The organism is Synechococcus sp. O70.2, assembly GCF_047462135.1.
Classification (GTDB): domain Bacteria; phylum Cyanobacteriota; class Cyanobacteriia; order Thermostichales; family Thermostichaceae; genus Thermostichus.
Genome location: NZ_JANSIS010000004.1, coordinates 54,439 through 75,006 on the forward strand (window position 1 = coordinate 54,439; position 20,568 = coordinate 75,006).

22 protein-coding genes and 1 tRNA gene are annotated in these 20,568 nt (G+C 59.8%); 11 read left to right on the forward strand and 12 right to left on the reverse strand.

The genetic code is table 11. The features are described 5' to 3' along the window. Nucleotides 1–17 precede the first annotated feature (17 nt). The gene (locus NW812_RS05735) at nt 18–503 is read right to left on the reverse strand and encodes a CGLD27 family protein (protein WP_414394899.1); all 486 of its coding nucleotides are present in this window, start codon (nt 501–503) and stop codon (nt 18–20) included. 131 nt (nt 504–634) lie between these two features. Between NW812_RS05735 and NW812_RS05740 the strand changes: the two genes are divergently transcribed. Then, nucleotides 635–1,654, forward strand: a complete 1,020-nt coding sequence (locus NW812_RS05740; RefSeq protein ID WP_414394900.1) for an FHA domain-containing protein — start codon at nt 635–637, stop codon at nt 1,652–1,654. Between the two features lie 58 nt (nt 1,655–1,712). Here NW812_RS05740 and NW812_RS05745 read toward each other — a convergent pair whose 3' ends face one another. Next, a complete protein-coding gene (locus NW812_RS05745; RefSeq protein WP_414394901.1) occupies nt 1,713–1,934 on the reverse strand; it encodes a hypothetical protein in 222 nt (73 codons plus the stop codon). Further along, on the reverse strand, nt 1,934–3,790 hold the full coding sequence (locus tag NW812_RS05750; RefSeq protein WP_414394902.1) for a S8 family serine peptidase: 1,857 nt from the start codon (nt 3,788–3,790) through the stop codon (nt 1,934–1,936). The genes NW812_RS05745 and NW812_RS05750 overlap by 1 nt, the downstream gene beginning before the upstream one ends. A gap of 337 nt (nt 3,791–4,127) precedes the next feature. Here NW812_RS05750 and NW812_RS05755 point away from each other — a divergent pair, with 337 nt between their 5' ends. The 3 genes from NW812_RS05755 to NW812_RS05765 all read left to right on the forward strand — a co-directional run bounded on the left by NW812_RS05755 (nt 4,128) and on the right by NW812_RS05765 (nt 6,768). Continuing rightward, complete coding sequence (locus NW812_RS05755; protein WP_414395147.1) at nt 4,128–4,823, forward strand: TPM domain-containing protein; 696 nt, start codon at nt 4,128–4,130, stop codon at nt 4,821–4,823. 114 nt (nt 4,824–4,937) lie between these two features. Continuing rightward, nucleotides 4,938–5,010, forward strand: a tRNA-Thr gene (locus NW812_RS05760). Nucleotides 5,011–5,178: 168 nt separating this feature from the next. After that, nucleotides 5,179–6,768, forward strand: coding sequence for a DUF6930 domain-containing protein (locus NW812_RS05765; protein WP_414394903.1), 1,590 nt, complete (start codon nt 5,179–5,181; stop codon nt 6,766–6,768). A gap of 5 nt (nt 6,769–6,773) precedes the next feature. On the opposite strand, the gene thiL is transcribed toward NW812_RS05765, so the two are convergent. Both thiL and atpC read right to left on the reverse strand, forming a co-directional pair. Further along, on the reverse strand, nt 6,774–7,733 hold the full coding sequence (gene thiL, locus NW812_RS05770) for a thiamine-phosphate kinase (protein WP_414395148.1): 960 nt from the start codon (nt 7,731–7,733) through the stop codon (nt 6,774–6,776). Between the two features lie 139 nt (nt 7,734–7,872). Beyond that, nucleotides 7,873–8,280, reverse strand: coding sequence for an ATP synthase F1 subunit epsilon (gene atpC / locus NW812_RS05775; protein ID WP_414394905.1), 408 nt, complete (start codon nt 8,278–8,280; stop codon nt 7,873–7,875). 250 nt (nt 8,281–8,530) lie between these two features. On the opposite strand from atpC, the gene NW812_RS05780 reads away from it, so the two are divergent. Then, entirely contained in the window at nt 8,531–9,163 is a 633-nt protein-coding gene (locus tag NW812_RS05780; protein ID WP_414394907.1) for a Crp/Fnr family transcriptional regulator, read from the forward strand. A 366-nt stretch (nt 9,164–9,529) separates the two neighbouring features. Here the strand turns inward: NW812_RS05780 and NW812_RS05785 are convergent, their stop codons facing one another. Together NW812_RS05785 and NW812_RS05790 are read right to left on the reverse strand one after the other, a co-directional pair. After that, complete coding sequence (locus tag NW812_RS05785) at nt 9,530–10,192, reverse strand: Uma2 family endonuclease (RefSeq protein ID WP_414394909.1); 663 nt, start codon at nt 10,190–10,192, stop codon at nt 9,530–9,532. A gap of 94 nt (nt 10,193–10,286) precedes the next feature. Beyond that, the gene (locus tag NW812_RS05790; protein ID WP_414395149.1) at nt 10,287–11,111 is read right to left on the reverse strand and encodes a creatininase family protein; all 825 of its coding nucleotides are present in this window, start codon (nt 11,109–11,111) and stop codon (nt 10,287–10,289) included. Between the two features lie 119 nt (nt 11,112–11,230). Between NW812_RS05790 and NW812_RS05795 the strand changes: the two genes are divergently transcribed. Next, entirely contained in the window at nt 11,231–11,650 is a 420-nt protein-coding gene (locus NW812_RS05795; protein WP_414394911.1) for a hypothetical protein, read from the forward strand. A 5-nt stretch (nt 11,651–11,655) separates the two neighbouring features. Here NW812_RS05795 and NW812_RS05800 read toward each other — a convergent pair whose 3' ends face one another. Beyond that, nucleotides 11,656–12,918, reverse strand: coding sequence for an aspartate aminotransferase family protein (locus NW812_RS05800; RefSeq protein ID WP_414394912.1), 1,263 nt, complete (start codon nt 12,916–12,918; stop codon nt 11,656–11,658). Between the two features lie 96 nt (nt 12,919–13,014). On the opposite strand from NW812_RS05800, the gene cysC reads away from it, so the two are divergent. From cysC to lspA, 3 genes are all read left to right on the forward strand, one after another. Next, nucleotides 13,015–13,542: an adenylyl-sulfate kinase gene (gene cysC, locus NW812_RS05805; RefSeq protein ID WP_414394914.1), complete on the forward strand. Its 528-nt coding sequence runs from the start codon at nt 13,015–13,017 to the stop codon at nt 13,540–13,542. Nucleotides 13,543–13,632: 90 nt separating this feature from the next. Then, on the forward strand, nt 13,633–13,857 hold the full coding sequence (locus NW812_RS05810) for a hypothetical protein (RefSeq protein WP_414394916.1): 225 nt from the start codon (nt 13,633–13,635) through the stop codon (nt 13,855–13,857). Between the two features lie 139 nt (nt 13,858–13,996). After that, on the forward strand, nt 13,997–14,482 hold the full coding sequence (gene lspA / locus NW812_RS05815) for a signal peptidase II (protein ID WP_414394918.1): 486 nt from the start codon (nt 13,997–13,999) through the stop codon (nt 14,480–14,482). Nucleotides 14,483–14,492: 10 nt separating this feature from the next. Here lspA and NW812_RS05820 read toward each other — a convergent pair whose 3' ends face one another. Then, nucleotides 14,493–15,359: a carotenoid biosynthesis protein gene (locus tag NW812_RS05820; protein ID WP_414394920.1), complete on the reverse strand. Its 867-nt coding sequence runs from the start codon at nt 15,357–15,359 to the stop codon at nt 14,493–14,495. A 343-nt stretch (nt 15,360–15,702) separates the two neighbouring features. Between NW812_RS05820 and NW812_RS05825 the strand changes: the two genes are divergently transcribed. Next, the gene (locus tag NW812_RS05825; RefSeq protein ID WP_414394922.1) at nt 15,703–16,527 is read left to right on the forward strand and encodes a M23 family metallopeptidase; all 825 of its coding nucleotides are present in this window, start codon (nt 15,703–15,705) and stop codon (nt 16,525–16,527) included. Between the two features lie 22 nt (nt 16,528–16,549). Here NW812_RS05825 and NW812_RS05830 read toward each other — a convergent pair whose 3' ends face one another. The 3 genes from NW812_RS05830 to NW812_RS05840 all read right to left on the reverse strand — a co-directional run bounded on the left by NW812_RS05830 (nt 16,550) and on the right by NW812_RS05840 (nt 19,414). Then, a complete protein-coding gene (locus NW812_RS05830; protein WP_414394924.1) occupies nt 16,550–17,197 on the reverse strand; it encodes a hypothetical protein in 648 nt (215 codons plus the stop codon). Between the two features lie 60 nt (nt 17,198–17,257). Continuing rightward, complete coding sequence (locus NW812_RS05835) at nt 17,258–18,301, reverse strand: polysaccharide deacetylase family protein (protein ID WP_414394925.1); 1,044 nt, start codon at nt 18,299–18,301, stop codon at nt 17,258–17,260. A gap of 117 nt (nt 18,302–18,418) precedes the next feature. Further along, nucleotides 18,419–19,414, reverse strand: a complete 996-nt coding sequence (locus NW812_RS05840; RefSeq protein ID WP_414394926.1) for an NAD(P)/FAD-dependent oxidoreductase — start codon at nt 19,412–19,414, stop codon at nt 18,419–18,421. 119 nt (nt 19,415–19,533) lie between these two features. Between NW812_RS05840 and NW812_RS05845 the strand changes: the two genes are divergently transcribed. Then, on the forward strand, nt 19,534–20,508 hold the full coding sequence (locus NW812_RS05845; RefSeq protein WP_414394927.1) for an SPFH domain-containing protein: 975 nt from the start codon (nt 19,534–19,536) through the stop codon (nt 20,506–20,508). Nucleotides 20,509–20,568: the final 60 nt, after the last annotated feature.

Below are 20,568 nucleotides of genomic sequence, written 5' to 3' on the forward strand. Positions count from 1 at the left end.
GATCCCCTTGGTTCTCCCTACCAGAGTGGCCAAAGCAAGGCCGTCAGGGCACTCAGCCCAACCACCCCCCACAAGCTGCGTCGCAGGCGCTGCAACACCGGCTCAACCTGATAACGGACAATGAGCCGATGCTGAGCCAGCTCCTCTTCCGATTTGACGTACATTGCCCCGTCGTACCAGCCGCTTTCTTCGTAAGGGATCCGCGGCTGCACCAAGCGCCGCCGCACGTGGGCCCAGCCCAAGTAGAGGTGGAGCAGCACTAGGCCCAGCAAAGCATTGGCTCCCAGGATCCATGCCAAGGTGAAGTGGCCCCAATCCCCGACAAAGCTGCCCCACACCAGTGGCAAAATTCCCACCGCAACCGCTCCCCACACGCCCAGGAGCCGCCGTAAGTAGGGGAGCCAGGCCAGTGTTGGCCAGCGAAAAAGAAAAGCTTCCCTTAGCTCCGCATATTGCCGCAGAGGCTGCTGCTCAGCAGGAATGGGATGGGAAGGATTCGCCATAGGGCCTTAACATATCTACACAACATGATATTAGTTGGCCTGATGCCCGCCAAGCCCAGCCTAGCTGCGGTTCAAATGCAGGGGAGAGGGGTATCGTATTAGAGTGGGGTTGCCTTATCTCCTCTCCTACCATGAGCGTCCCAGGCGAACCTGCCGCTGCTCCCTACCTGATTCTTAGAGAGCCGGACGGCAGCCAGAGGAAGTACGTTCTTGCTGGAGCCACAGCTTGGACGCTGGGCCGGGATGAGGGCAACGCCATTGTCCTCAACGATCCCAGTGTCTCCCGCCAGCACGCCCTGCTGCAGTACTTGGATGACAACAGCATCTATCTCATCGATCTGGGCAGCCGCAACGGCTCGTTTGTTAACAATCGCCGCATCAGCATTCCTACGCTGCTGCAAGACGGGGATCGCCTTACCCTTGGCCAATCCCAGCTTGAGTTTCACAGCGGATCTCTGACTAGCCCAGAGCCCGGCTCTGCCGGCAGGCCTTCGGACACCCTGGTGCTGCAGACCCGCTGGCTCATCTCAGTGGCCGTGGTTGACGTGCGCGGTTACGGACAACTGACCCAACAACTGGACGAGCGGCTGCTTTCCCAGGTGATGGGCGACTGGTTCCGGCGCGGCGGCGACATCATCCAGCAACAGGGAGGCAGCGTTGATAAGTACATTGGCGACGCCATCATGGCCGTCTGGTTCCATACACCCCATGCGGATCCCTTGCCAGCCGACCAGGCGGAGATCGAGCTTGACGTGAAGTCAGTTCTGCAGGCCCTGGTGAAGCTGTTCCAGATGACCGAACAACTGAATAGCGAGTTTCCCCTGCCCTCTCCCCTGCGCCTGGGAGCAGGCGTCAACACTGGCCCAGCCATCGTGCGCCAGGTAGGCAACACCACTCGCCAGGAGTACACGGCTCTGGGCGACACCGTCAACCTGGCCTTTCGCCTCGAAAGCGCCACCCGCACCCTCAACACTGACCTGGCCATCAGCCAGAGCACCTACGCCTACTTGACCCGACAACTAGGTCAGTCAGCCACTTGCTTCTCCCAGCAGGTGGTGGAGCTCAAAGGGTATGCCCGCCCGCACCAGGTGTACTGCTGCGATGTCCGCTCTCTGCAAGCAGTTCTCAGTCAAATCCCAAGCTCGGAGTAACTGCCGGCCTGGGGATGGCTGGCAGGGGGTACTAGGGTCCTCCCAGAGGTTCAGTTGGCTAGGGCTGCTTCCGGAAGCTTTTTACCTCCAAGACTGGGCCCACCTGCGCTGTTGTTACCCAGTCTTCCCTCACCTGCCCCTGAATGGTAACCTGCAATCCCTCCTGCAGGAGCTCTTTGGGGGCGCGGAAGAGGGCGTAGTGCTGACCTGAAGGGAGCGTCAGCACCCACACCCCCCCCTCAATGTCGAGAAACTCAATGGTACCCCTAAATTCTTGCATCACTTCCTCAGAGCTAGGACGGTGCTGCTGGGCTGCAAATCCAAGATGGCTTGTGCTCCCAAGTAGGCCAGGCCCAGGCAGAGCAAGCCATTGAGGAGCAAGAAGGAGCGCCCCAACCAAGCAGAGGATCCAAGCCATAGTACCCCCTCATAGAACAGGGATCCCGACAGGAGCAGATGGGAAGCCACCCCCAGGCAGAGGCCGATGACCGCCCAGCGCCAGCGCCGATGACCTAGGAAGAGCACCATCAACAGGCCAGGGATCAACACACTGGCAAACAAGGGATCTAGGGCATTGGTCTGGGCTAAGGCGGTGCCTAGCTCTGGCAGGGAGCTGCCCAGCAGTTGCAAGGGCCAGCGGGGGAAACCCACAATGGCCAACCCTTGCAGGGGGAAGAGGCCAGCGCTGCCCAGGAGGATTCCGGCCAACAGGGGCACTGTCACCGGTACGGGCTTGGGAGCCAGCCACCAGCGAATGAGCACCAGGAGGATGTAGCCACCTACCACCATCAGCAGCTTGGGCACCAGGGCAATTGCGCCCCCATCAAACCAGAAGCGAGGGTTGAGGTAGCCGTTGTCGTTTAGGTACTTCAGGAAGTCCTTCAGCCACAGCACCAAGGGGTTCTCCTCCTGCTGACCCCTGGCTCGGGCCAAGGCTCTGGCTGCGTCCAGCAGACCGGCGCCATAGAAGTTCTGTTTGTCGCCAGGCACTGGGGCAGCTGACATCTTGAGGATGGCCTCCACCTTGTCCGGATCCTTGATGCCCTGAGCCTGGATCAGCGCCGCCACGCCAGCCACGTGGGGGGCAGCCATGCTGGTGCCTTGGAAGTAGGCGAAGACCGGCTCGTCGGGGTTGCGGCGGTTGATGGTCTGCTGCAGGATGCCGTACTCTGGGTGCTCGGGCGTCTTGGCCCCACCAGGAGCAGCAATATCCACGCCAACCCCATAGTTGGAGTAGGGAGCTTTGGTGCCATCAGGCCCCGTGGCTGAGACGGCGATGACATGGGGATAGCGGGCTGGGTAGCTTACCTGGCTGGAGTTTTCGTTGCCAGCAGCTGCAACTACGGTCACTCCTTTACTGTGAGCGTAAGCTACCGCCTCTTCCATCAAGCGAGCTGAGGCGCGACTGCCCAAGCTGAGGTTGATGACGGTAGCGCCATGGTCGACGGCATAGCGGATCCCTTCCACCACATCCGACAGGGATCCAAAGCCGTTGGCATCCAGCACCCGCACGGGCATGATCTTGGCCTTGAAGGCAACACCTGCCACGCCCAGGGCGTTGTTGGTGGACTGGGCAAGGGTGCCAGCCACATGGGTGCCGTGGCCGTTGAGGTCGGTGGGATCCTCATCGTCATCTACGAAGTCGTAGCCCTTCACAAATTCGGTCTGGGCCAGATCCGGCACCCGCGTCACCCCCGTGTCCACGACTGCCACCGTCACCCCTTCCCCTTGAGAAATCTCCCAGGCTTCGGGCATGCGGATGGCCCGTAGGTTCCACTGCTGGGAGTAAAGGGGATCGTTGGGCACGAAAGCGGCCTGGAATTGGTAGTTGGGGTGGGCATACTCAACGAGGGCTTCCCGCTGAAGCCGCTGGAGCAGCCGCCGGGTGGCCCTGGGATGAGTCGCCTCCCCAGTGGCTAGGTAAATAACCTCTTGGCGGGCAAAGGCACTGTTGCTGCTGGGTCGCAGCGTCAAGTTGTACTCTTTGGCAAGGGCAGCGATCTCACTGGGAGTAGCCGTGTTAACAAAGTTGATCACAATGCTGTCGTAGGGAGTGGATCCCTGGCCGCAGGCCGTGAGGAGTAGCGCCATCAGGCCGGCCCAGCAGAGACCCAACCAGCGTCTGAACTTCATCATGCACGCCCCCGGCATCCAAAATTGTTGCCACCAGTATGCCCTCTCGATGGGCAATTGACCAGAAAAGACTCTGCTGCCAACCCTTCCCGCAGCTACCTGGAAAACCCAGAAAGAACTCCCTCTGGCCAAATGTTGGCTTCCAGGGCATGATGGATCTGTAAGAACTTGAAACACTTCTTAACATCAGTTTTCAGGATTGGGTCTTTAAAGAGGGAGTAGCATGAGCATCCAGTGGCAAAGGGTACTTGGCTTTGGAGTGAGTCTTTGCCTAGGGCTGTGGATTTGGGTAGGCGGGGGATCTCCCCTGTGGGCGCAGCCTGCCCTGCCAGTAGTGCCGATGGAGTTGCCTCAGCCGCCTGTTCCGGTTTTGGACTTGGCGGATCAGTTGAGCAGCAAGGAGGAAGCCGAACTGGCCGAGCACCTGAGCCGGCTGGAGGAAGAAACTGGCTGGAAGCTGCGGGTGTTGACCCAGTTTGACCAAACCCCGGGCCGCCAGGTGAAGGAGTACTGGGGCCTAAACGAGCGCAGCGTTTTGATGGTGGCGGATCCCCGGGGGGGCAACCTGCTGGCCTTCAACGTGGGGGATGCGGTGCGGGAGATCTTGCCGCGCACCTTTTGGATCGAGCTGCAGTCTCGCTTTGGCAACCAGTTCTATGTGCAGGAACATGGCGCCCACCGCGCCATTCTAGAGGCCGTTGAGGTTCTGGATCGCTGTTTTCGCCAAGGCGGTTGCCGGGTGGTGCCCGGGCTGCCGCAGGAGCAGTGGATCCTGACGTTGATTACCTCTATCTTGGGTGGGATTGTCTTTGGGTTTGCCGGCAAACCCCGCCAGGGAGAGGAGGTGTTTAACTGGCGCTGGGCTTTGCTCATCTCTCCCTTGTGGTTCATTTTGTTTGGGGCCTTTGGCCTTGGCCCAGTGGTTGCCCGCACCCGAGATTGGCTGCCAGTGGTGCGCAATATCTTGGGCTTTCTGGCCGGAGCTTTGGCTATTTACCTAGCTCCCATTCCACAGCCAGCAGAGGATCGGCAGTAGCTTCCTTGCCTCTCTCGGCTGTCAGCTCAATCCCCTGCCTGCTGCCCCCTAGCAACAAACTGGCAGGCGGGGACAACTTGCAAGGGAGGTGCTAGTATAATCCAGGTAGAACGGGCTGATGTAGCTCAGTTGGTAGAGCACTCGACTTGTAATCGAGCGGTCGTCAGTTCGAATCTGACCATCAGCTCTTTACTCGGGTTTGCTTGGCCATTGTCCCTAGCGGGGATCCAGCTTCTCCGGGCTCGGTTAGAGTGGCTGAGGGGGATCCCCCCTCTCAACTTGGCTGAGGAGAGAGGGATCCCTACCCAAGGCATCTGCTAGGCCTTTGGGTGGTTTTTGTGGTCTCGGGATGTCTATGTCGCGTCTGCCAGCCGCTACGGTTCGTCGACTGCAAAAGCTGCCCCAGATTCCTTCCGTGTGGGAAGGGGATCGCCACAGCCTGCCAAGCTCGCCAGTTGCTGGCTCCCAGCCTTCTCCCGGCGAGGGGGAATGCATTCTCTGGGTGGACGGCGTTCAGGGTGTGGTGCGAGCTATGGAGGTGGTGCCTGCTGGCTCTGGCACAGAGCCAATGGTGCGGGCCTTGATCGCGGCCATGGAGCGGCCCAATGCGGGCTTGCCAGCCCGTCCCCAGAAAATCGTCGTGCGCAACCGGGAGGTGCAGTTTTTCCTGCGCGGCATTCTGCACGAGCTGGACATCAAAGTGGAATACCAGCCGGAGCTACCGCTCATCGATGAGATCCTACAAAGCTTTGCCGAGGCTCAGGAGCAGATCCCCCCACCTTTGCCAGAAAACTACGCAGAACTCTTGGCTAGCAAAGCCTTTACCCTCTGGCAGGATGCCCCCTGGGAGTACCTTGAGGATCACCACATTCTAGCCATCGAGCTGCATCATTGGGACGTCGAAACTCTCTACGTCTCAATCATGGGACGGGCAGGAATGGAGTATGGGGTGATTTTTTACCGCTCCCTGCCCTCCCTCAAACAGTTTCGCCAGCAGGCCAGGCAAGCGGACCCTGATGAGATGGAGGAAGTCTTCCTGAGGCAGGACTGTCTCTACCTGACTTTTCAACCCCGCCATCCCGAACTGGAAGACTGGCCAAACTTGGACTTGGCAGAGTTGGATCCCGAGGACATCGAGCCGAACTTCGGCACCATCCACCCGCTGGAGGGCTTGCGCGGTGTTTTACAGGAAGAGGAGGCAGCAACCTTGGCCGTGGCCTTGGAGGCCTTGCATTGCTTCTTGAAGCAGTACCGCCGCAAGCTGGAAAAGGGCTTTCAACCTTGTCAGGGGCAGTATTGCGTTCCCAATCCCCAAGGGGAAGCCCTGTCGGTGCAGGTGCGCACCCTGCCTGAGTTGGCGGCAGAGCTGCTGGCATTAGAGGAAGAGAAACCCACCCAAGCTCTGCTCCGAGAGGATCTGTTGCCTGAGGGAGCGCAGCTTGGCCTGGGACTGCTGCCTTGGGCTACTGTGGAGGTGTTGCGCCGTGCAGGGCAAGTGCATCCTCTCCCTCAGAGCAAACTGGTGCAGAAGGGGGAGGGGCTGCCGGTGGTAATTGTGCGCACCTCTCGCTCTAAGGCCAAGCAACTGATTGAAAACCTGCGCGGCGAGGGGGGCCCCCAAGGGGTTTGTTTCAATACGGGAGTGGATCCCTTCGATGGCCATCGCTACGAGCTAGAAATTGTCCAGACGGGTAACCGCGACCTGCACTTGTTTGGCGAATTTCCCAAAGACGACCCCGTGCACTCAAGGGCTCGCAGGCGCTGGGAGCGGCGTTGCCGCGATACGGGGGGCTGCTGTGGTTTGGTGATAGCGATGGGGGCAAATTCCCACCAGCTAGAGCTGCCGGTGCACCATATTTTGGCCCTGTTTGAGATGCAGGCCCTCAGTCCCAAGCGCCTAGGGCTGGGTCCCTTGGTGCGCGTCAGCCGACACTTGCGCTTTTGAGCCGCTCAAAAATGCTGGAAGGCCTGCTGGCGGCTGAGGATCTGGCCGTTGTCTAGCCGCACCGTCCCCTGCGGATCCCAGCCAGTGACTTCGCCAATCCAGGCTGCCCCTGGCAGCTTTTCCAAGAGGTACTGGGCTACAGAGGGCTCAGCGCTAAGGAGCAGCTGAAAGTCTTCCCCGCCGTAGAGGGCCCACTCTAGGGCCTGGGCCGGAAAGACCTGCTGCAAAGCCTCTGAAATCGGGATCCGCTCCGCCTCGATCCTCGCTGCCACCCCGCTAGCCTGACACACCTGCACCAGGGCATCGGCTAGGCCGTCGCTAGTGTCCATGCCGGCAAGGCGCATAGGGTCAGGGATCGCTGCCAACAGCGGCAACAGATCCAGCCGCGGTTGTGGGTATTGGTGGGCCCTAATTAACTGCTGCTGGGCTGCCGGGACTATAGATCCCTGCTCAGGGTGAAGCAAGAGCTCCAGGCCAGCCCGCGCATCCCCATGGGGCCCAGTTACGATGAGCCAATCGCCCGGCTGCGCCCGCTTGCGCTCAATGGCCCGCCCTGGCTGCACCGATCCCAGCGCCGTAATGGCCACAAACCGCTGGGGCGAGCGGCACAGATCCCCTCCCACCACTTGGCATCCCCAGGGGGCGCAGCAAGCCTGCATTCCCTGGTAGAGCTCCTCCACCCAGGCCACTGGTGTGGAGGGCGGCAGGCCCAGGCCTACGAGCAACGAGTGGGGACGGGATCCCATCGCCGCCAAGTCCGACAAATTGGCAGTTGCCGCGCGCCAGCCCACGGCATGGGGCGGGGTGGTCGAGTTGCTAAAGTGAACTCCCTCTACCAAGACATCGGTGGTTACCACCAACTGTCCTTGGGGAGCAGCCAACACTGCGGCATCATCCCCCACCACCTGCGCAGGACAGTAGCGTTGCACCACCTGCAGTAGCCCCGCCTCGCCAATGGCTGAGATCGGGAGAAGCTGGTGAGAATCCTCGGGAGGATCAGAAAACAGAGGAGGCTTCTGGGGATGCACGTGGGCGGAAGGGTCTTGAGGATCCTACTCTGCCAACCTACGGGTAGCTAGCCTCACCTTAACCAAGAGGTATCCCCTAGCTTTTGGAACCCATTTCGGCAGCTTGGAGTAAAGCCCTGGCCCGTTGCTGATCCAACTGAGCCTGCAGGCGCTCCTGCTTGTCACTGCTAGTGTTCAAAACTTGGTTGGCCTTCTCCAAAAGAGCTTGAGCTGCAGCCTTGTCGACTTGTTCTCCTCGCTCGGCCCGGTTGACTAGAACCGTTACCTCGTTGTTTTCCACTTCTGCAAAGCCACCCATCACGGCAATGGCCGACCACTTGCCACCGGCCTTGACCCGCATCACGCCGTTGCCGATGGCTGTCAACAGGGGAGCGTGATTGGTCAGGATACCCAGCTGGCCTGAGGTGGCAGGGAGGATCACTTCCTCGGCAGGGGCATCCCAAACAACGCGGTCAGGAGTAATCACGCGAACCACCAGCGTCACGGCAAGTCTCCTGAAGCTTGAGCTTGGCTGTTTTTATCCTACCGGATGGCGGTTGCACCCAGCTCTGCCCGTTTCCAAGCCGAGGGCAAGACTTAACCCAAGCATAACCTCCTCTTTACTTCAGCGGGAAAGGCAAGCGATATGGTGTAGTCGAGAACACGGATCCTTGGTTCCAAGGCCGACTCTTGTTCTCCCTTAGCAGGGGAAAGGCCGCCCGCTGAACCCAAGTTTGCTCCAGCAGAGCTAGCTCATGACGCCTGAAACGACGCCCAGCCAGTATGTCAAACGGGAGCGTCAGCTCCTAGAAGACCTCTACCGAGGCCGCAGCCTATCTTCCTACAGCCCTCGCCAAATCATTCCTCTGCCGCCCGAAGAGTGGGTGATTGTCTGCCGGGGCGTAGTGCAGTTGAGCACTGTCTATGCCAACGGGAGCGAGGCCATTTTGGGCTTTGCCGTTCCCTCCATGCCGCTGGGATCCCCGCGGACAAAGTTGGATCCCTACCAAGCTAAGGCGTTGACGGCAGTTGACGTGCTGCGGCTGTCGGCAGCCGAGGTGGAAGCCTCAGAAACCCTAAGCCAGGGGCTGCTCAAGCAGTTGGTGCGGCGACTGCGCCAAACCGAAGCACTGCTGGCTCTGGCCGGGCGGCGGCGGGTGGAGGATCGGCTGCGTCAGTTGCTCTCCCTGTTGGCAGTGGAGTTGGGATCCCCCATTGCGACAGGAGTGCGCCTGCAGGTGCGCCTTACGCACCAAGACTTGGCCAATGCCATCGGCACTACCCGCGTCACCATCACTCGTCTTTTGAACCGTTTCCGCCAGCAGGGCTGGATCACAGTGGACAAAAACCACCATCTCATCATCAAGCTGGCCCAAACGCCGCTCTGAAAGACTCATACAACCTCGAGCAAAAGCGGACTTTTGCTCGCGGTTGATGCTTTCTTCCTACTTCCACGACCCATAGCTAGTAGCAGGCTCAACACCTACTACCCCGCCAGAGGGATCTCCACAGGCGTGACTTCCCCTCGAGCTGACGGTAGTTGCTCCTTGCTATACCGGGCACACAGGCTAAAGACGGAGCCAACTTTAGCCTAGGCAAAGTGCCTACCAGAAAAGATGGACTCGCAAGCCTACTAGCTCAGCCAATCTACGTCAAGGCAGGAGGTTGGTTATGCCGCAAAGTGGCCGATTGTACGGACTCCGTCCCGCTTACGCGAACGGTGAATCAAGGACTAGAGGAGAGCCCTGATGGCTTTAAGCCTGGCGTTGGAGCTGTTGGAGAAGCCAGTTGGCGGCCGCCGTGTTGGTTTCGTTGGCCAAGCGTTCCAGAGTCTGCTCAAGCAGGGCTATCGGCAGGCCCGCTAGCACCTGCGACTGGGCAATGGCCCGGTAGCGTCCATCCTCGGCCAAGGCAAAGGCAAAAACACGCCGCCCTTTGACATCGATGACCCAGTACTCAGAAATGCCCAGGCTGGCGTAGAGCTGCTTTTGCTCGTCTAGGTCAAGGCTGAGGGTGGTGTCGGCAATTTCGCCCACCAGGTCGGGAGGCCTTTGGAAACGCAAGTCAATCCGCCGCGGCTCGCCGGCTTGGTATCTGGGGATGTTTTCTCCCTTGTAGAGCACTAGGTCGGGGGCGCAGGCGTGGGTTTCTGGGTACTCAATCAGGCAGCGACCGTAGGACTGCAGCGGCACGTCCGGGTGCAGAAAGGCCCAGGCGAAAAAGATTGCCGTCATCAAATCGCTGACGGAGGCGTGCTCTGGCCCTTCCTTGCCCATGCTGACCCACAACCAGCCCTGGTAAAAAGAAATCTTCTGCCAGTCCAGGGTGGGATGGTTGCAAATGGTCAAGTAGTCCTGCCAGGTGGCGTCGTGCCGCTCAAGGATGGAAGGGGTAGCCGGCTTTGAGGCAAGAACCATTGCTCTTCCCTCAGGGGGTGGGGGAACTTTCCCTCAAGCCTATCACCCGTCCTCGCGAAGAGGCAGGCTAGGGACGGCCAGAAGCCTCAGAAGTCTAGGCCGGCAGCGGGGCTTTGCGCCAAGCCTGGGGCTGTCGGAACTTGTACAGATCCCGGATTAGCTGCACCCAGCCATCGGCCATGGACTCCACCAAAAGTTTGCCTTTCTCGGGCGTGGCAGCGGTGGCATCCCCCAGAACGCCGCTCTGGCTGAGATCGCGAGTTGTCCAAGCAAAAGAGATTCGCCCTTCCAGGCTGAGCAGACTGTCTTCCGGCAAATCTTGGGGGTACTCGCAGACTAGGCGGTCGGTGCGCACCGTCTCGGGCAACAGGTACATCAGCATGCTGGTCTCGCCGTCGCCAGCGTGGATGCCCAATTCCCGTTCTTTTTCCGTCATCAGCTCCTGCCCTTGGTGGGGAACGCGCCAGACGGAGATGGGGAAAAGAAGGAAATCTTCGTACTTCTGGTGTAGGTCGCGGGCCACAATCTGCAGCACCTCAGGTTGGCCGCCGTGGGAGTTGAGGAAGACCAGCTTGCGAAATCCAGCCCGGTAGATGCTTTCGGCTACTTCGGTGAGCAAGGCCATCAGGGTCTGGGCCGAGAGGGTGATGGTGCCCGGGAAATGCCAGTGCTCGTTGGCCTTGCCATAGCACTGGGTGGGCAGAACGTAAGCCGGGATCTCCGGCTCCAGTTTTTCCATGGCTCGCCCGATGATTGCCGTGCCGATGCAGGCATCCACCACCAGGGGCAAATGGGGCCCATGCTGCTCGATCGAGGCTACTGGCTGGATGATCACCACATTCTCTTTGTTGGGCATGGCCTGGATCTCTGTCCAGGTCAGGTAGGGGAAAAAGCGGTGGGGCGGGATAAAGGTGTGCATCATGGCGGGATCCGGTTGCAAGGAGTTTATGCCTTGCCTGCAAGGCTAGCACCGTGGGCAGTCTCTTAAGATCAGGTGGTAGTTGGTCTCAGGCTCACCAGGCGGAAGCCAGCCATCCCATGACCCTGTGGCCCTGTCTGCCTGCCCGCTGTGGCTCTAGTGAGGATCCCTCCATTGAGGAACGTCCTCTGCCTGCTGGAAGGGGGGCAGAAGGGAGTGTCCCCACCTCGCCCCGCCCCATCCTAGCCCTGCCAGGGCCGCAGGCCACTCTCTATGGGGAGCTGATTCAGGCTTCTCTCCACCGTCTTGAGGCGGGATCTCGAGCCCTGCTCTGGGTGCGACCCCTGCTGCTTAGGGAGGGATCCCAAGTTTGGAAGCTGCGGGCCACGCCGGACTTGCTCTGGCCTGCTGCCGGTTTTGTTCCAGCCTACGCCGAGGAGATCCTGCCCCTGCTGGAGCAGGCTAGAGATCCTGGCCCCCACGAGCCCTCTGCGCGCCAGCGGCTCCAGGGGTTTCTGCGGCAGCTCTGGCAGGGCTAGGCTTTTTAGGAATCGCCAACGGACTGGCCACCAGCCAGCTCCTGCAGAGCCGATTCCAACCGCGCCAGCGCCTCGTCAATTTCCGCAGGAGTGACGATCAAAGGGGGCACAAAGCGCACCACCTGGGATCCTGCTGGCACCAGCAACAGCCCTTGCTCCATGGCAGCCCTGACCACCTCAGCCGCCGGGATCCGCAGCACCAGCCCCTGGATCAGGCCCCAGCCGCGTACCTCTTGAACAAGCTGTGGGAACTGCTCTGCCAAGCAAGACAAACCCTGGCGCAGATAGCTGCCCGTCTGCTGAGCATTCCAAACCAGGCTCTCCGCCATCAGGGTGCGGCAGACCGCTAGGCCAACCGCACAGGCCAAGGGGTTGCCGCCAAAGGTGCTGGCGTGATCCCCTGGCTGGAACACCGCGCAAAAGTCCTTCGCCAACAGGGCACCAATGGGGATCCCGCCGGCCAGGCCTTTGGCCAGAGTAAACACGTCCGGCTCCACCCCCAGGTTGCAGTAGCCCCAGAGCCTGCCGGTGCGGCCCATCCCTACCTGCACCTCGTCCAACATCAGCAGGATGCCCCGCTCACTGCAAACCCGGCGCAGCCACTGAAAGTAGGCGGGATCCCCAGGGACAACCCCCCCCTCCCCCTGCAGCGGCTCCAGCAGCACGGCACACACCCGCTCGCCCCAGCGCTCCAACACCGCTGCCGTGCCCTCGATATCGTTGTAGGGGACGTAGTCGAAGCCAGGCACTAGCGGCGCAAAGTCTTTTTGGTATTTCGGCTGGCCGGTGGCCGTGAGGGCAGCCAGGGTGCGGCCGTGGAAACTGCCGTGGGCGGTGAGGAGGATGGGATCCTCGATCCCGCGCACCGTGTGGGCATACTTGCGGGCCAACTTGATGGCACCTTCAACGGCTTCTGCCCCCGAGTTACAGAAAAACACCTTGTCAGCACAGGAGTGCTGGGTCAGCCACTGGGCCAGTTGCGCCTGGGGGCGGTTGCAGTAGAGGTTGGAGACATGGTGCAACTGCTGCGCCTGCTGCGTCAGCGCCTGGATCCAGGCAGGATGGGCATGGCCCAGCGTGCAGGTGGCAATGCCTGCCACAAAATCCAGGTACTCCCGCCCCTCTTCGTCCCAAACCCGGCAACCTTCCCCGCGCACTAGGGTCAGGGGATAGCGAGCATAGGTGGACATCACATGCCGCTCAAACAGCTCGGCAGTGGTTGCAGGGCTTGGGAGAGTGTCAGGGGGAGAGAAGCCTGGCGGGGACATGCTCGGCAGGGGAAAAATGGAGACAGCGTCTCGAGTGTATCACTCTGCCCTGGGGATGCTATTCTAGCGAAGCCCGAGGACGAGGAATGCCTACCCATGGGGCGGCGGGGGGTAACAGTCTGGTTTACAGGGCTAAGTGGGGCGGGCAAAACCACCCTTAGCTGCGGCGTGGCCCAACAGTTGCAAGCTCTGGGTTTGCCGGTGGAAGTGCTTGACGGCGACCTAATGCGGCAACACCTCACCAAAGGGCTGGGCTTCAGCAAAGAAGACCGGGACGAGAACGTCCGCCGCATTGGCTTTGTGGCTAAGATGCTGACTCGCCACGGCGTGATCGTGCTGGTCTCGGCCATTTCTCCCTATCGGGCAACGCGGCAGGAGGTGCGGCAGCAGATCGGCAACTTTATCGAAGTCTTTGTGGATGCCCCCCTAGAGGTGTGCGAACAGCGCGATGTCAAGGGTCTCTATCGCCAGGCGCGAGCAGGCCTCATTCGGAACTTTACCGGCATTGACGATCCCTACGAGCCGCCGGAATGCCCAGAGGTGGTCTGCAAAACTGCCGAACAGAGCATCCCCGAATGCATTGAGCTGGTTATGCAAAGTCTCAGAAGCCGTGGCTATCTCTAACGAGGCTCAGAGAGCACCGGGCCTGGCCGACTGGGGATCCCTTGTGGGAAGATGTGAACGAGTATTTCTTTTCTGAGAGTCAAGGTAGCCATGGCAGTAACTCGTGCTGGACAAACCTTTGTGATGCGGGGCAGCAGCGAGGGAAACCCCGCCAAGTTCCTGGAGATGGCCAGCTCTCTGCTCAACCTCCGCGCCCGCCAGGGCAGTGGCAAGAAGGTTCAAGATCGCGCCTCCTACGGCAAGGCGGGTAGCCCCCGGGAGTTTCTGCAGATGGCTAGCGAACTACGCCGATCTCTAGAGCAACGGGGGCGGTAGCCATTGGGATCCCTGTCCGGCTGGCCCAGCCAGGCGCTTTTGTTTTCGCCGCTTGGATCTCCCAGCAGGCTCTGCACCTCTTCAGCCGAGGGGAAAGGTACCTATCTGGGCCAGCAAACCGCCGGGGAGCGCAAGCAGCATGAAGAACAAAGGCTTTTGGCTGGTCGGGATCCTGGGGACGACCTTGGATCAGCTGAGCAAGCGCTGGGCGGTGGAGCGGCTGCTGCCGGGCCCGGAGATCCAGCTATGGCCAGGGGTGTTCCACCTCACCTACGTGGAAAACACCGGTGCTGCCTGGAGTCTGTTTGCCGATTCGGCGGAGTTTCTCAAGTGGGTCTCGCTAGGGGTGGCAATAGCCCTGGCGCTCCTGGCCCTGCGCAGCAGCAGCCTCAACCTTTGGGAGCAGGTGGGCTATGGCCTCATCTGGGCGGGAGCGGTGGGGAACGGCGTCGACCGCTTTCTCAACGGCTACGTGGTGGATTTTTTCAATTTCGTCTGGATTAGCTTCCCCGTGTTTAACGTGGCCGATGTGGCCATCAACCTGGGGGTGGTCTGCCTGGTGATTGGCCTGTGGCAGGGCAGCCCGAAGAAGACGGTGCCGGGATCCCTGCGAAAATTCAACTAAGCTGCCTACTTCACCCCCTCCCACCGACAATCCTCCCGCTTGCTCCCTCGGAAGGAGAGGGAAGAGCTGGCGGCGCACTCCACCACAACCCCAGGGCTGGCCCCAGTCCCAGGAGCAGGCCCAACCCTGCCGGCGCGACAATTCCAGATCCCAGGCTTACCAGTAGGGCAAAGGCAAAATTGGCCCCATAGAGCAGCAGCGGCCCCAGCAACTGGCGGCGGTTAAGGACAGGCTGATCTTTCCCCCAGAGGAGGTTGGCCACGGTCATAAAGGCAGTCCCTGTCAGCATCCAGCCGCCGAAGTTTTGCAGCGGCATGCCAAAGAACGGCCCTGGCTGAAACCAGGTCCAGAAGGGGATCAGGCCGCGGGTCATGGCCGGATCCAGCACAAAGTCCCAGGCAGTGAGCAAGAGCGCTCCCAACAGAATGGCTTCAAAGTGGATCAGCCAGTGGCGCCCCGCTTGCAGAGCCACCCGCGCCAACAGGTAGGCCGATAACCCCACATAGAACCAGGACAGAGGGATTGTAAAGGGAACCAAGCCGGCAATCTTGTAGCCCAAGCCGCTGAGGTAGCCGTAGTCACCAAAGGGGATCCCAGTGCTGGTGCCCAGCAGCTCGCTGGCTAGGGAGATGCCCACCGCTGGGATCAAGAACATCAGCAGGCGTCGCACCCCCAGGAGGCGGGATCCCATTAGAACTGCCGCCAGCGCCCCAGACACCATGTAGGCAACGCCGCCGTTGCCCATGCTCCAAGAGAAGGCCTGGAGGCCAATGGGAGGCAAACTGGCCACCCACTCGGGATGCGGTACTACCCAAAGTAGGCCCACTAGGCCGAAGAGCAAGGAGAGAATGTGCAAGCCTAGCGCCGAAGCTTCCAACCACTGCCAGATTGACCCAGACCAAAGGAGAACACCTCGCCTGTTAAAAAACTGGAAAGGCAAGCTAACCAGAACACCAGAGGATAACAGCCAACGCATGAGAAGCTCCCGCGGGGTGGTTGGTCAGAGCCACTGCGCTTTCCCACAGCTTGGGCAGGGGCTGAGGAGAAAAGCGGGTGGCAAAAAGGAAAGTGGCACCCGAGCCAAACCGCCTGGTCTGCTCAAGGTATGCCTACTGATACTTTGCTGCCTATTGTATCAATTCGTAAACATTCTGCCTGGCTTTCCCCAGAGGCCCCCTTCCTCCGTATCCCAGGAAGTCCTGAGGGGAGTCTACGCCCAGTTGAGCCGGGCTGTGGAGCGCCGGGACTGGGCTCAGGCCCTGCGCTTGGTGGATCTTTTGCGGCAGCAGTTGCAGGACCCCGCTCAGCTTCAGAAGCTGGAAGGCTACCGGCGGCAACTAGAGAGCTATCGTCAAGTCCAAGGGGACCCGCCGCCGCCCCAGTGGCCGCTTTTGCACAAACCCTTTATCGGTGACTTCCCGGTCACCAACCTCTTCGACCACGACCTGCCTTTGGGCGAAGGAGACGGCAATGGCCGATTTGTCAGCGGCCGGGGCCAGGTTTGGACTCCCAGTCCCCAGCACCCCTGTGGCAAAAGCGATGGCCACGCCGGCTACGACTGGGCCATGCCGGTAGGCACCCCCATCCTGGCCGCCGCCCCTGGACGAGTTACTGTAGCGCGCCCGGAACCAGAGTTTTTCTGCCCCAGCCTGAGCCGTCCAGTCAGAGGGCTGCGGGTGCGCATCCTGCACGAAGGGGAATCCCCGGGCGGGATCCGCCTAGAAACCCTCTACGCCCACCTCAGCCAAATCCGGGTACACGAGGGGCAGAGGGTGGCAGCTGGGGAGGTGATTGGCCTGTCAGGGGAAAGCGGCTGTGCCAGCGGGCCCCATCTCCACTTTGAGGTGCGCCGCTTTGACCAAACCAATTCCGGCCAGCCCGCCCCTGTCGATCCCTACGGCTGGTTTGGGGCTGACCTGGATCCCTGGAGCATCCATCCCCTGGGAGCAGAGAGCCTGTTTCTTTGGCAGGTGGGCCAAGCCCCCAGCCTAGGGGCCTGTTGGCAGGCTCAACAGCTCCCTGGTCATAGACACCTGCGGCCCTAGAGCGGTTTAAAAGGCGGGGAGGCTAGAGATCGCGGCGGACAAAGCCATCTCCCTCCCACTGGTAGAGCGTAGCCCGCAAGTCGCGGCTAGCTCCCGGGGCACTGGAGAGGATTAGGATCCCCTGGGGACTGACCCGCAGGCTGGCGTTGTTCAAATCTGTTACGCTCAGCAGCGGCACAAGCCCCTCTGCTCGGTGTTCTAAGATCAGAACCGACCGCAGCAGGCTGATTCCCCCTCGCTCAGTGAGGAGCACCAACTTGGGCTGGGGAGTGGGTGTGATGTCAGTGCGCAGCTGAGCCTCGATTAGCCGACCTGGGATGGGCTCAGCCATGTGGAGCAGACGAAAATCGTACCCTCCTTGATGGTCAAAGCTGAGCACGCGCACCACGGGCTCCACCGTCGGCTGCCGCTGGATCTCAAACACGGCCACCACTCCCTGCTGCGAGGAGGAGAGCAACTGAGCAGGGAACAAGCGCAGGTTTTCCCCACGATTGCCGCGGATAAAATCCCACCAGATGGACTGACGAAACAGGGCTACAACTCCCTCGCGAGCAGTACTGCCTGCAGAGGCAGCAGGCAATAGCGGCAGCAGCGGCTGGGAATAGGCGGAAGCTGAGGCGACTGGCAGGGCCAAAGCCAAGGCCGCTCCCCCTACTATAAGCTTGCGCATGCTTCCCCCTCCTCCACCAAAAACTGACTGCTCCTTTGGATTCAACCGTCATCCAGAATATCAGGCAGCATTCTTAGAAGTCGGCCAGGGCAAAAAGCGATAGCCTGCCTCCTCAACGGCAGCCACGATACCTGGCAGGGCCTCAGCGGTATGGGGCCAGCGGTCATGAAGCAGCAAAACTAGCGGTTGTTCCGAGTTTCTGAGCGCCTGCAACTGAGCGCGAACCCGCTCCGCCAGCTGGGCCGGTATTTGGTCGGCATAGGCATCTTCAGGGCTAATGTTCCAGTAAACAACCTGATACCTCGCCTGTTCCAAAGAGTGGCGTAAAGCTGGATCTAGGCGAAAGCCCCCCGGTGGCCGAACAATCAGCTGAGGGTCCAAGCCCAGCCTCTTCATCAGCTCGGTTGTCTGCTCCACCTCGGCATAAAATATCTCGTTGCTGCTGTAGAGACGTCGATAATCATGAGTAAAGGTATGGTTGGCTATCGTGTGGTGGTGAGCTTGAATGGACTGGGCCAACTCTGGAAATTGAGAAACATGGGTGCCGATAAGAAAGAAGGTGGCCGGAATCTGTAGCTGATCCAAAACCTCTAAAAGGCGAGGGGTGGACTGAGGCCAAGGCCCATCGTCAATCGTGAGGAAGGCAGAACGGGCCGGCACCTCCAACAAAGGCCCCAGCACTTCTTCCAAAGGCAGTTGCAAGGGCTGGCTATTTTCCGCTGGGTCGAGAAAGCTAGGATCTGGAACCCAGCCATGCTGTAGAAACACCTGTACATAAGCAGGCGCGGGTGTAATCAACAGACGCCCAGTGTGCTGGTCTTGGTTGCCCCAGTTGAGTTGATAGGGCAGTTCCTTGGCAACCTCAACCCTTGTGGAATGAGTGATTACAGCATAGGGAATGTCGATTAGATAATGCCCGTTCAGCCGCTCTTGATAGACCCAAGCAGCAGAGGGAGCCGATAGATAAATGAGTAGTTCTTGCGGATGGCTGCCTTGCAGAACGCGAACACTTTCAATTGGGAGAACGGGACTGTATCCTAGGGTCGAGGTGAGGTTGAGGTTGAAAAGAGGGCGGGCCCCCGCAGCACAGTAATATAGACCCACCAAGAGGAAAGCCAAAAAAAGATCACCGCCTTCAGAAAATGCATGGAGTTGCCAAGGTTTTCACAACAACTACAGAGCAAAAGACTATCACCACTCCCTGCAGCAAGTAGGATGAACCTAAATTGAGTGCAGGCGCTCTTCCCACTTACGGGGAGGTGAGGATCGGCGGATGTCCCGCCAGATGGCCGTGGCGGCCAGCGCTCCGTCAGCGACGGCAATCGCCACCTGGTTGAGGCCCTGCTTCAAATCTCCTACCGCAAACAGGCGCGGGTGGGAAGTGCGGCACCACTCATCGGTGAGCAGGTTCTCCCCTTGCCATGTCAAGCCGGGGATCCCTTTCAAATAGTCGTTGTGGTATTTGGCGCCCATGGCTACCAGGCCAGTAGTAGCCTCGATGTAGGTGCCGTCCTCCAGCTCTACTCCTTGCAGCTGGTGGTTTTCTCCAAGAAAGCGACGAATGGGAGCTTCGTAGAGAGGGTAACCATGATCTGCCAGCTTTTTGCGTATCTCGGGGCCAACCGAGCACAAGCCATGGGTTAACACCGAGATATAAGGCGTAAACCAGTTGAGGACAAAAGCTGTATTAATCCGATCTTCTGAATTGACAATCAATACTGCTTTCTGATCCCGCATTTCATAGCCATCGCAGATCATGCAGACATGTAGCGAGTAGCCTGCATATTCGTAAACATTCTGCATATCAGCCAATTGAGGCAGATAATCAATAATACCTGTTGCCGCAATCAAATACTTGCTGCGAAAAATAGGGTAGACACTGTTGACTTTCCCCACCTTGACCTTGACAGCAAAAAGCTCCCCCTCATCTGTAACATCTTCCACATAGCCCCCTAGATAGTCCACCCCCAAGCTAAGGGCGTGCTCCCTTCCTTGTCGCAACAGCTCTCGTCCTGGCGTGTTTGGCGGCAGGCCCAAATAGTTGCGCAAGTCCTGCATCCAAAAAGAGCGGCCTCTGCCCTTTTCCACCACCAGGCAGCTCAAGCCGTAGCGGGCCAAGTAAATGGCTGCCGACAACCCCCCCGCGCCACCGCCAGCAATAATGACATCGTAAATTTTGTTTAAGCCAACTTCTAGGTTCTTGCTGTTTAGTTTCATAAGAAGGGATCCTCCCGCAGGCTTTCTACTAGATAGCCTTCCGGTGTATCGAGGTGAAGGGATCAGTTCCAGCAACCGTCTAGAATAGGGGCTGAACCCTCTGTCAGGAGAAGAGTCGTATGCCGGTCATCCCAGCCGCCGTTGCCCTCATCTTTATCGGCTACCTGTTCAGCTCTGTCAAGATCATTAGCCAGGGCTATGAGGCACTGGTAGAACGTCTGGGTAGGTTTCACCGCAAGCTAACACCCGGCTTGCACGTCATCTTTCCCCCCATCGACAGGATTGTGTTCCAGGAAACCATCCGCGAGAAGGTACTGGACGTGCCGCCGCAGCAGTGCATCACCAGCGATAATGTTTCACTAATGGCCGACGCAGTGGTTTACTGGCGCATCACGGATATGATCAAGGCTCGCTATGCGGTAGAAGATGTGCAGCGAGCTTTGGTGAACTTGGTGCTGACGGCGCTGCGGGCTGAGATTGGCCGCATGGACCTGGATCAGACCTTTTCCTCGCGCGCCGAGATCAACGCCCGCCTTCTGGCCGAACTGGACGAGGCCACGGATCCCTGGGGGATCAAGATCACGCGCGTGGAAGTCAGGGATATTCAACCCTCCAAAACCGTGCAGGACTCGATGGAAAAGCAAATGGCTGCCGAGCGGGAGAAGCGGGCCGCCATCCTCAGGTCAGAGGGGGAACAGCAGGCCAGCATCAACCAGGCGGCAGGGGCTGCCAAGGCTCAACTCCTGCGGGCAGAAGCCGAAAAGCGACAGCGGCTGCTATTGGCCGAGGGTACAGCTGAGGCCATCAAAACCATTGCCGCTGCCTTGCAAGAACACCCCGAGGCAGCCAACGCCTTGCAATACCTGATGGCCCAAAGCTACATCGATATGGGCCTCAAAGTGGGCAGCAGTCCCAGCTCGAAGGTCATTTTTATGGATCCCCGCTCCATCCCTGCCACCCTGCAAGGGTTGGTCTCGATGGTGGATATCTCCAAGGTTAGCCAGGGATCAAGCTCCCAAGCTTCCGAGGCCCCGCAATTGCGTACCTCGGCGGCATTCTCGTCTGACCTTGAGATTCCTCCACTCAATTCTTAGGATCTCCCCCGGGCCGAAGCCGCTTACGCCCTTCGAGCCGTAGGCTTGGGCCTGCGGTGA

What these genes read in the sequence shown, in the direction of transcription:
- NW812_RS05785 (WP_414394909.1), bottom strand. Translation starts at nt 10,192, where the DNA reads ATGGTTCTTGCCTCAAAGCCGGCTACCCCTTCCATCCTTGAGCGGCAC.
- cysC (WP_414394914.1), top strand. Translation starts at nt 13,015, where the DNA reads ATGGGGCGGCGGGGGGTAACAGTCTGGTTTACAGGGCTAAGTGGGGCG.
- NW812_RS05780 (WP_414394907.1), top strand. Translation starts at nt 8,531, where the DNA reads ATGACGCCTGAAACGACGCCCAGCCAGTATGTCAAACGGGAGCGTCAG.
- NW812_RS05745 (WP_414394901.1), bottom strand. Translation starts at nt 1,934, where the DNA reads ATGCAAGAATTTAGGGGTACCATTGAGTTTCTCGACATTGAGGGGGGG.
- NW812_RS05790 (WP_414395149.1), bottom strand. Translation starts at nt 11,111, where the DNA reads ATGCACACCTTTATCCCGCCCCACCGCTTTTTCCCCTACCTGACCTGG.
- NW812_RS05755 (WP_414395147.1), top strand. Translation starts at nt 4,128, where the DNA reads ATGGAGTTGCCTCAGCCGCCTGTTCCGGTTTTGGACTTGGCGGATCAG.
- NW812_RS05830 (WP_414394924.1), bottom strand. Translation starts at nt 17,197, where the DNA reads ATGCGCAAGCTTATAGTAGGGGGAGCGGCCTTGGCTTTGGCCCTGCCA.
- lspA (WP_414394918.1), top strand. Translation starts at nt 13,997, where the DNA reads ATGAAGAACAAAGGCTTTTGGCTGGTCGGGATCCTGGGGACGACCTTG.
- NW812_RS05840 (WP_414394926.1), bottom strand. Translation starts at nt 19,414, where the DNA reads ATGAAACTAAACAGCAAGAACCTAGAAGTTGGCTTAAACAAAATTTAC.
- NW812_RS05810 (WP_414394916.1), top strand. Translation starts at nt 13,633, where the DNA reads ATGGCAGTAACTCGTGCTGGACAAACCTTTGTGATGCGGGGCAGCAGC.
- NW812_RS05845 (WP_414394927.1), top strand. Translation starts at nt 19,534, where the DNA reads ATGCCGGTCATCCCAGCCGCCGTTGCCCTCATCTTTATCGGCTACCTG.
- NW812_RS05740 (WP_414394900.1), top strand. Translation starts at nt 635, where the DNA reads ATGAGCGTCCCAGGCGAACCTGCCGCTGCTCCCTACCTGATTCTTAGA.
- NW812_RS05795 (WP_414394911.1), top strand. Translation starts at nt 11,231, where the DNA reads ATGACCCTGTGGCCCTGTCTGCCTGCCCGCTGTGGCTCTAGTGAGGAT.
- NW812_RS05750 (WP_414394902.1), bottom strand. Translation starts at nt 3,790, where the DNA reads ATGATGAAGTTCAGACGCTGGTTGGGTCTCTGCTGGGCCGGCCTGATG.
- NW812_RS05735 (WP_414394899.1), bottom strand. Translation starts at nt 503, where the DNA reads ATGGCGAATCCTTCCCATCCCATTCCTGCTGAGCAGCAGCCTCTGCGG.
- NW812_RS05800 (WP_414394912.1), bottom strand. Translation starts at nt 12,918, where the DNA reads ATGTCCCCGCCAGGCTTCTCTCCCCCTGACACTCTCCCAAGCCCTGCA.
- NW812_RS05765 (WP_414394903.1), top strand. Translation starts at nt 5,179, where the DNA reads ATGTCGCGTCTGCCAGCCGCTACGGTTCGTCGACTGCAAAAGCTGCCC.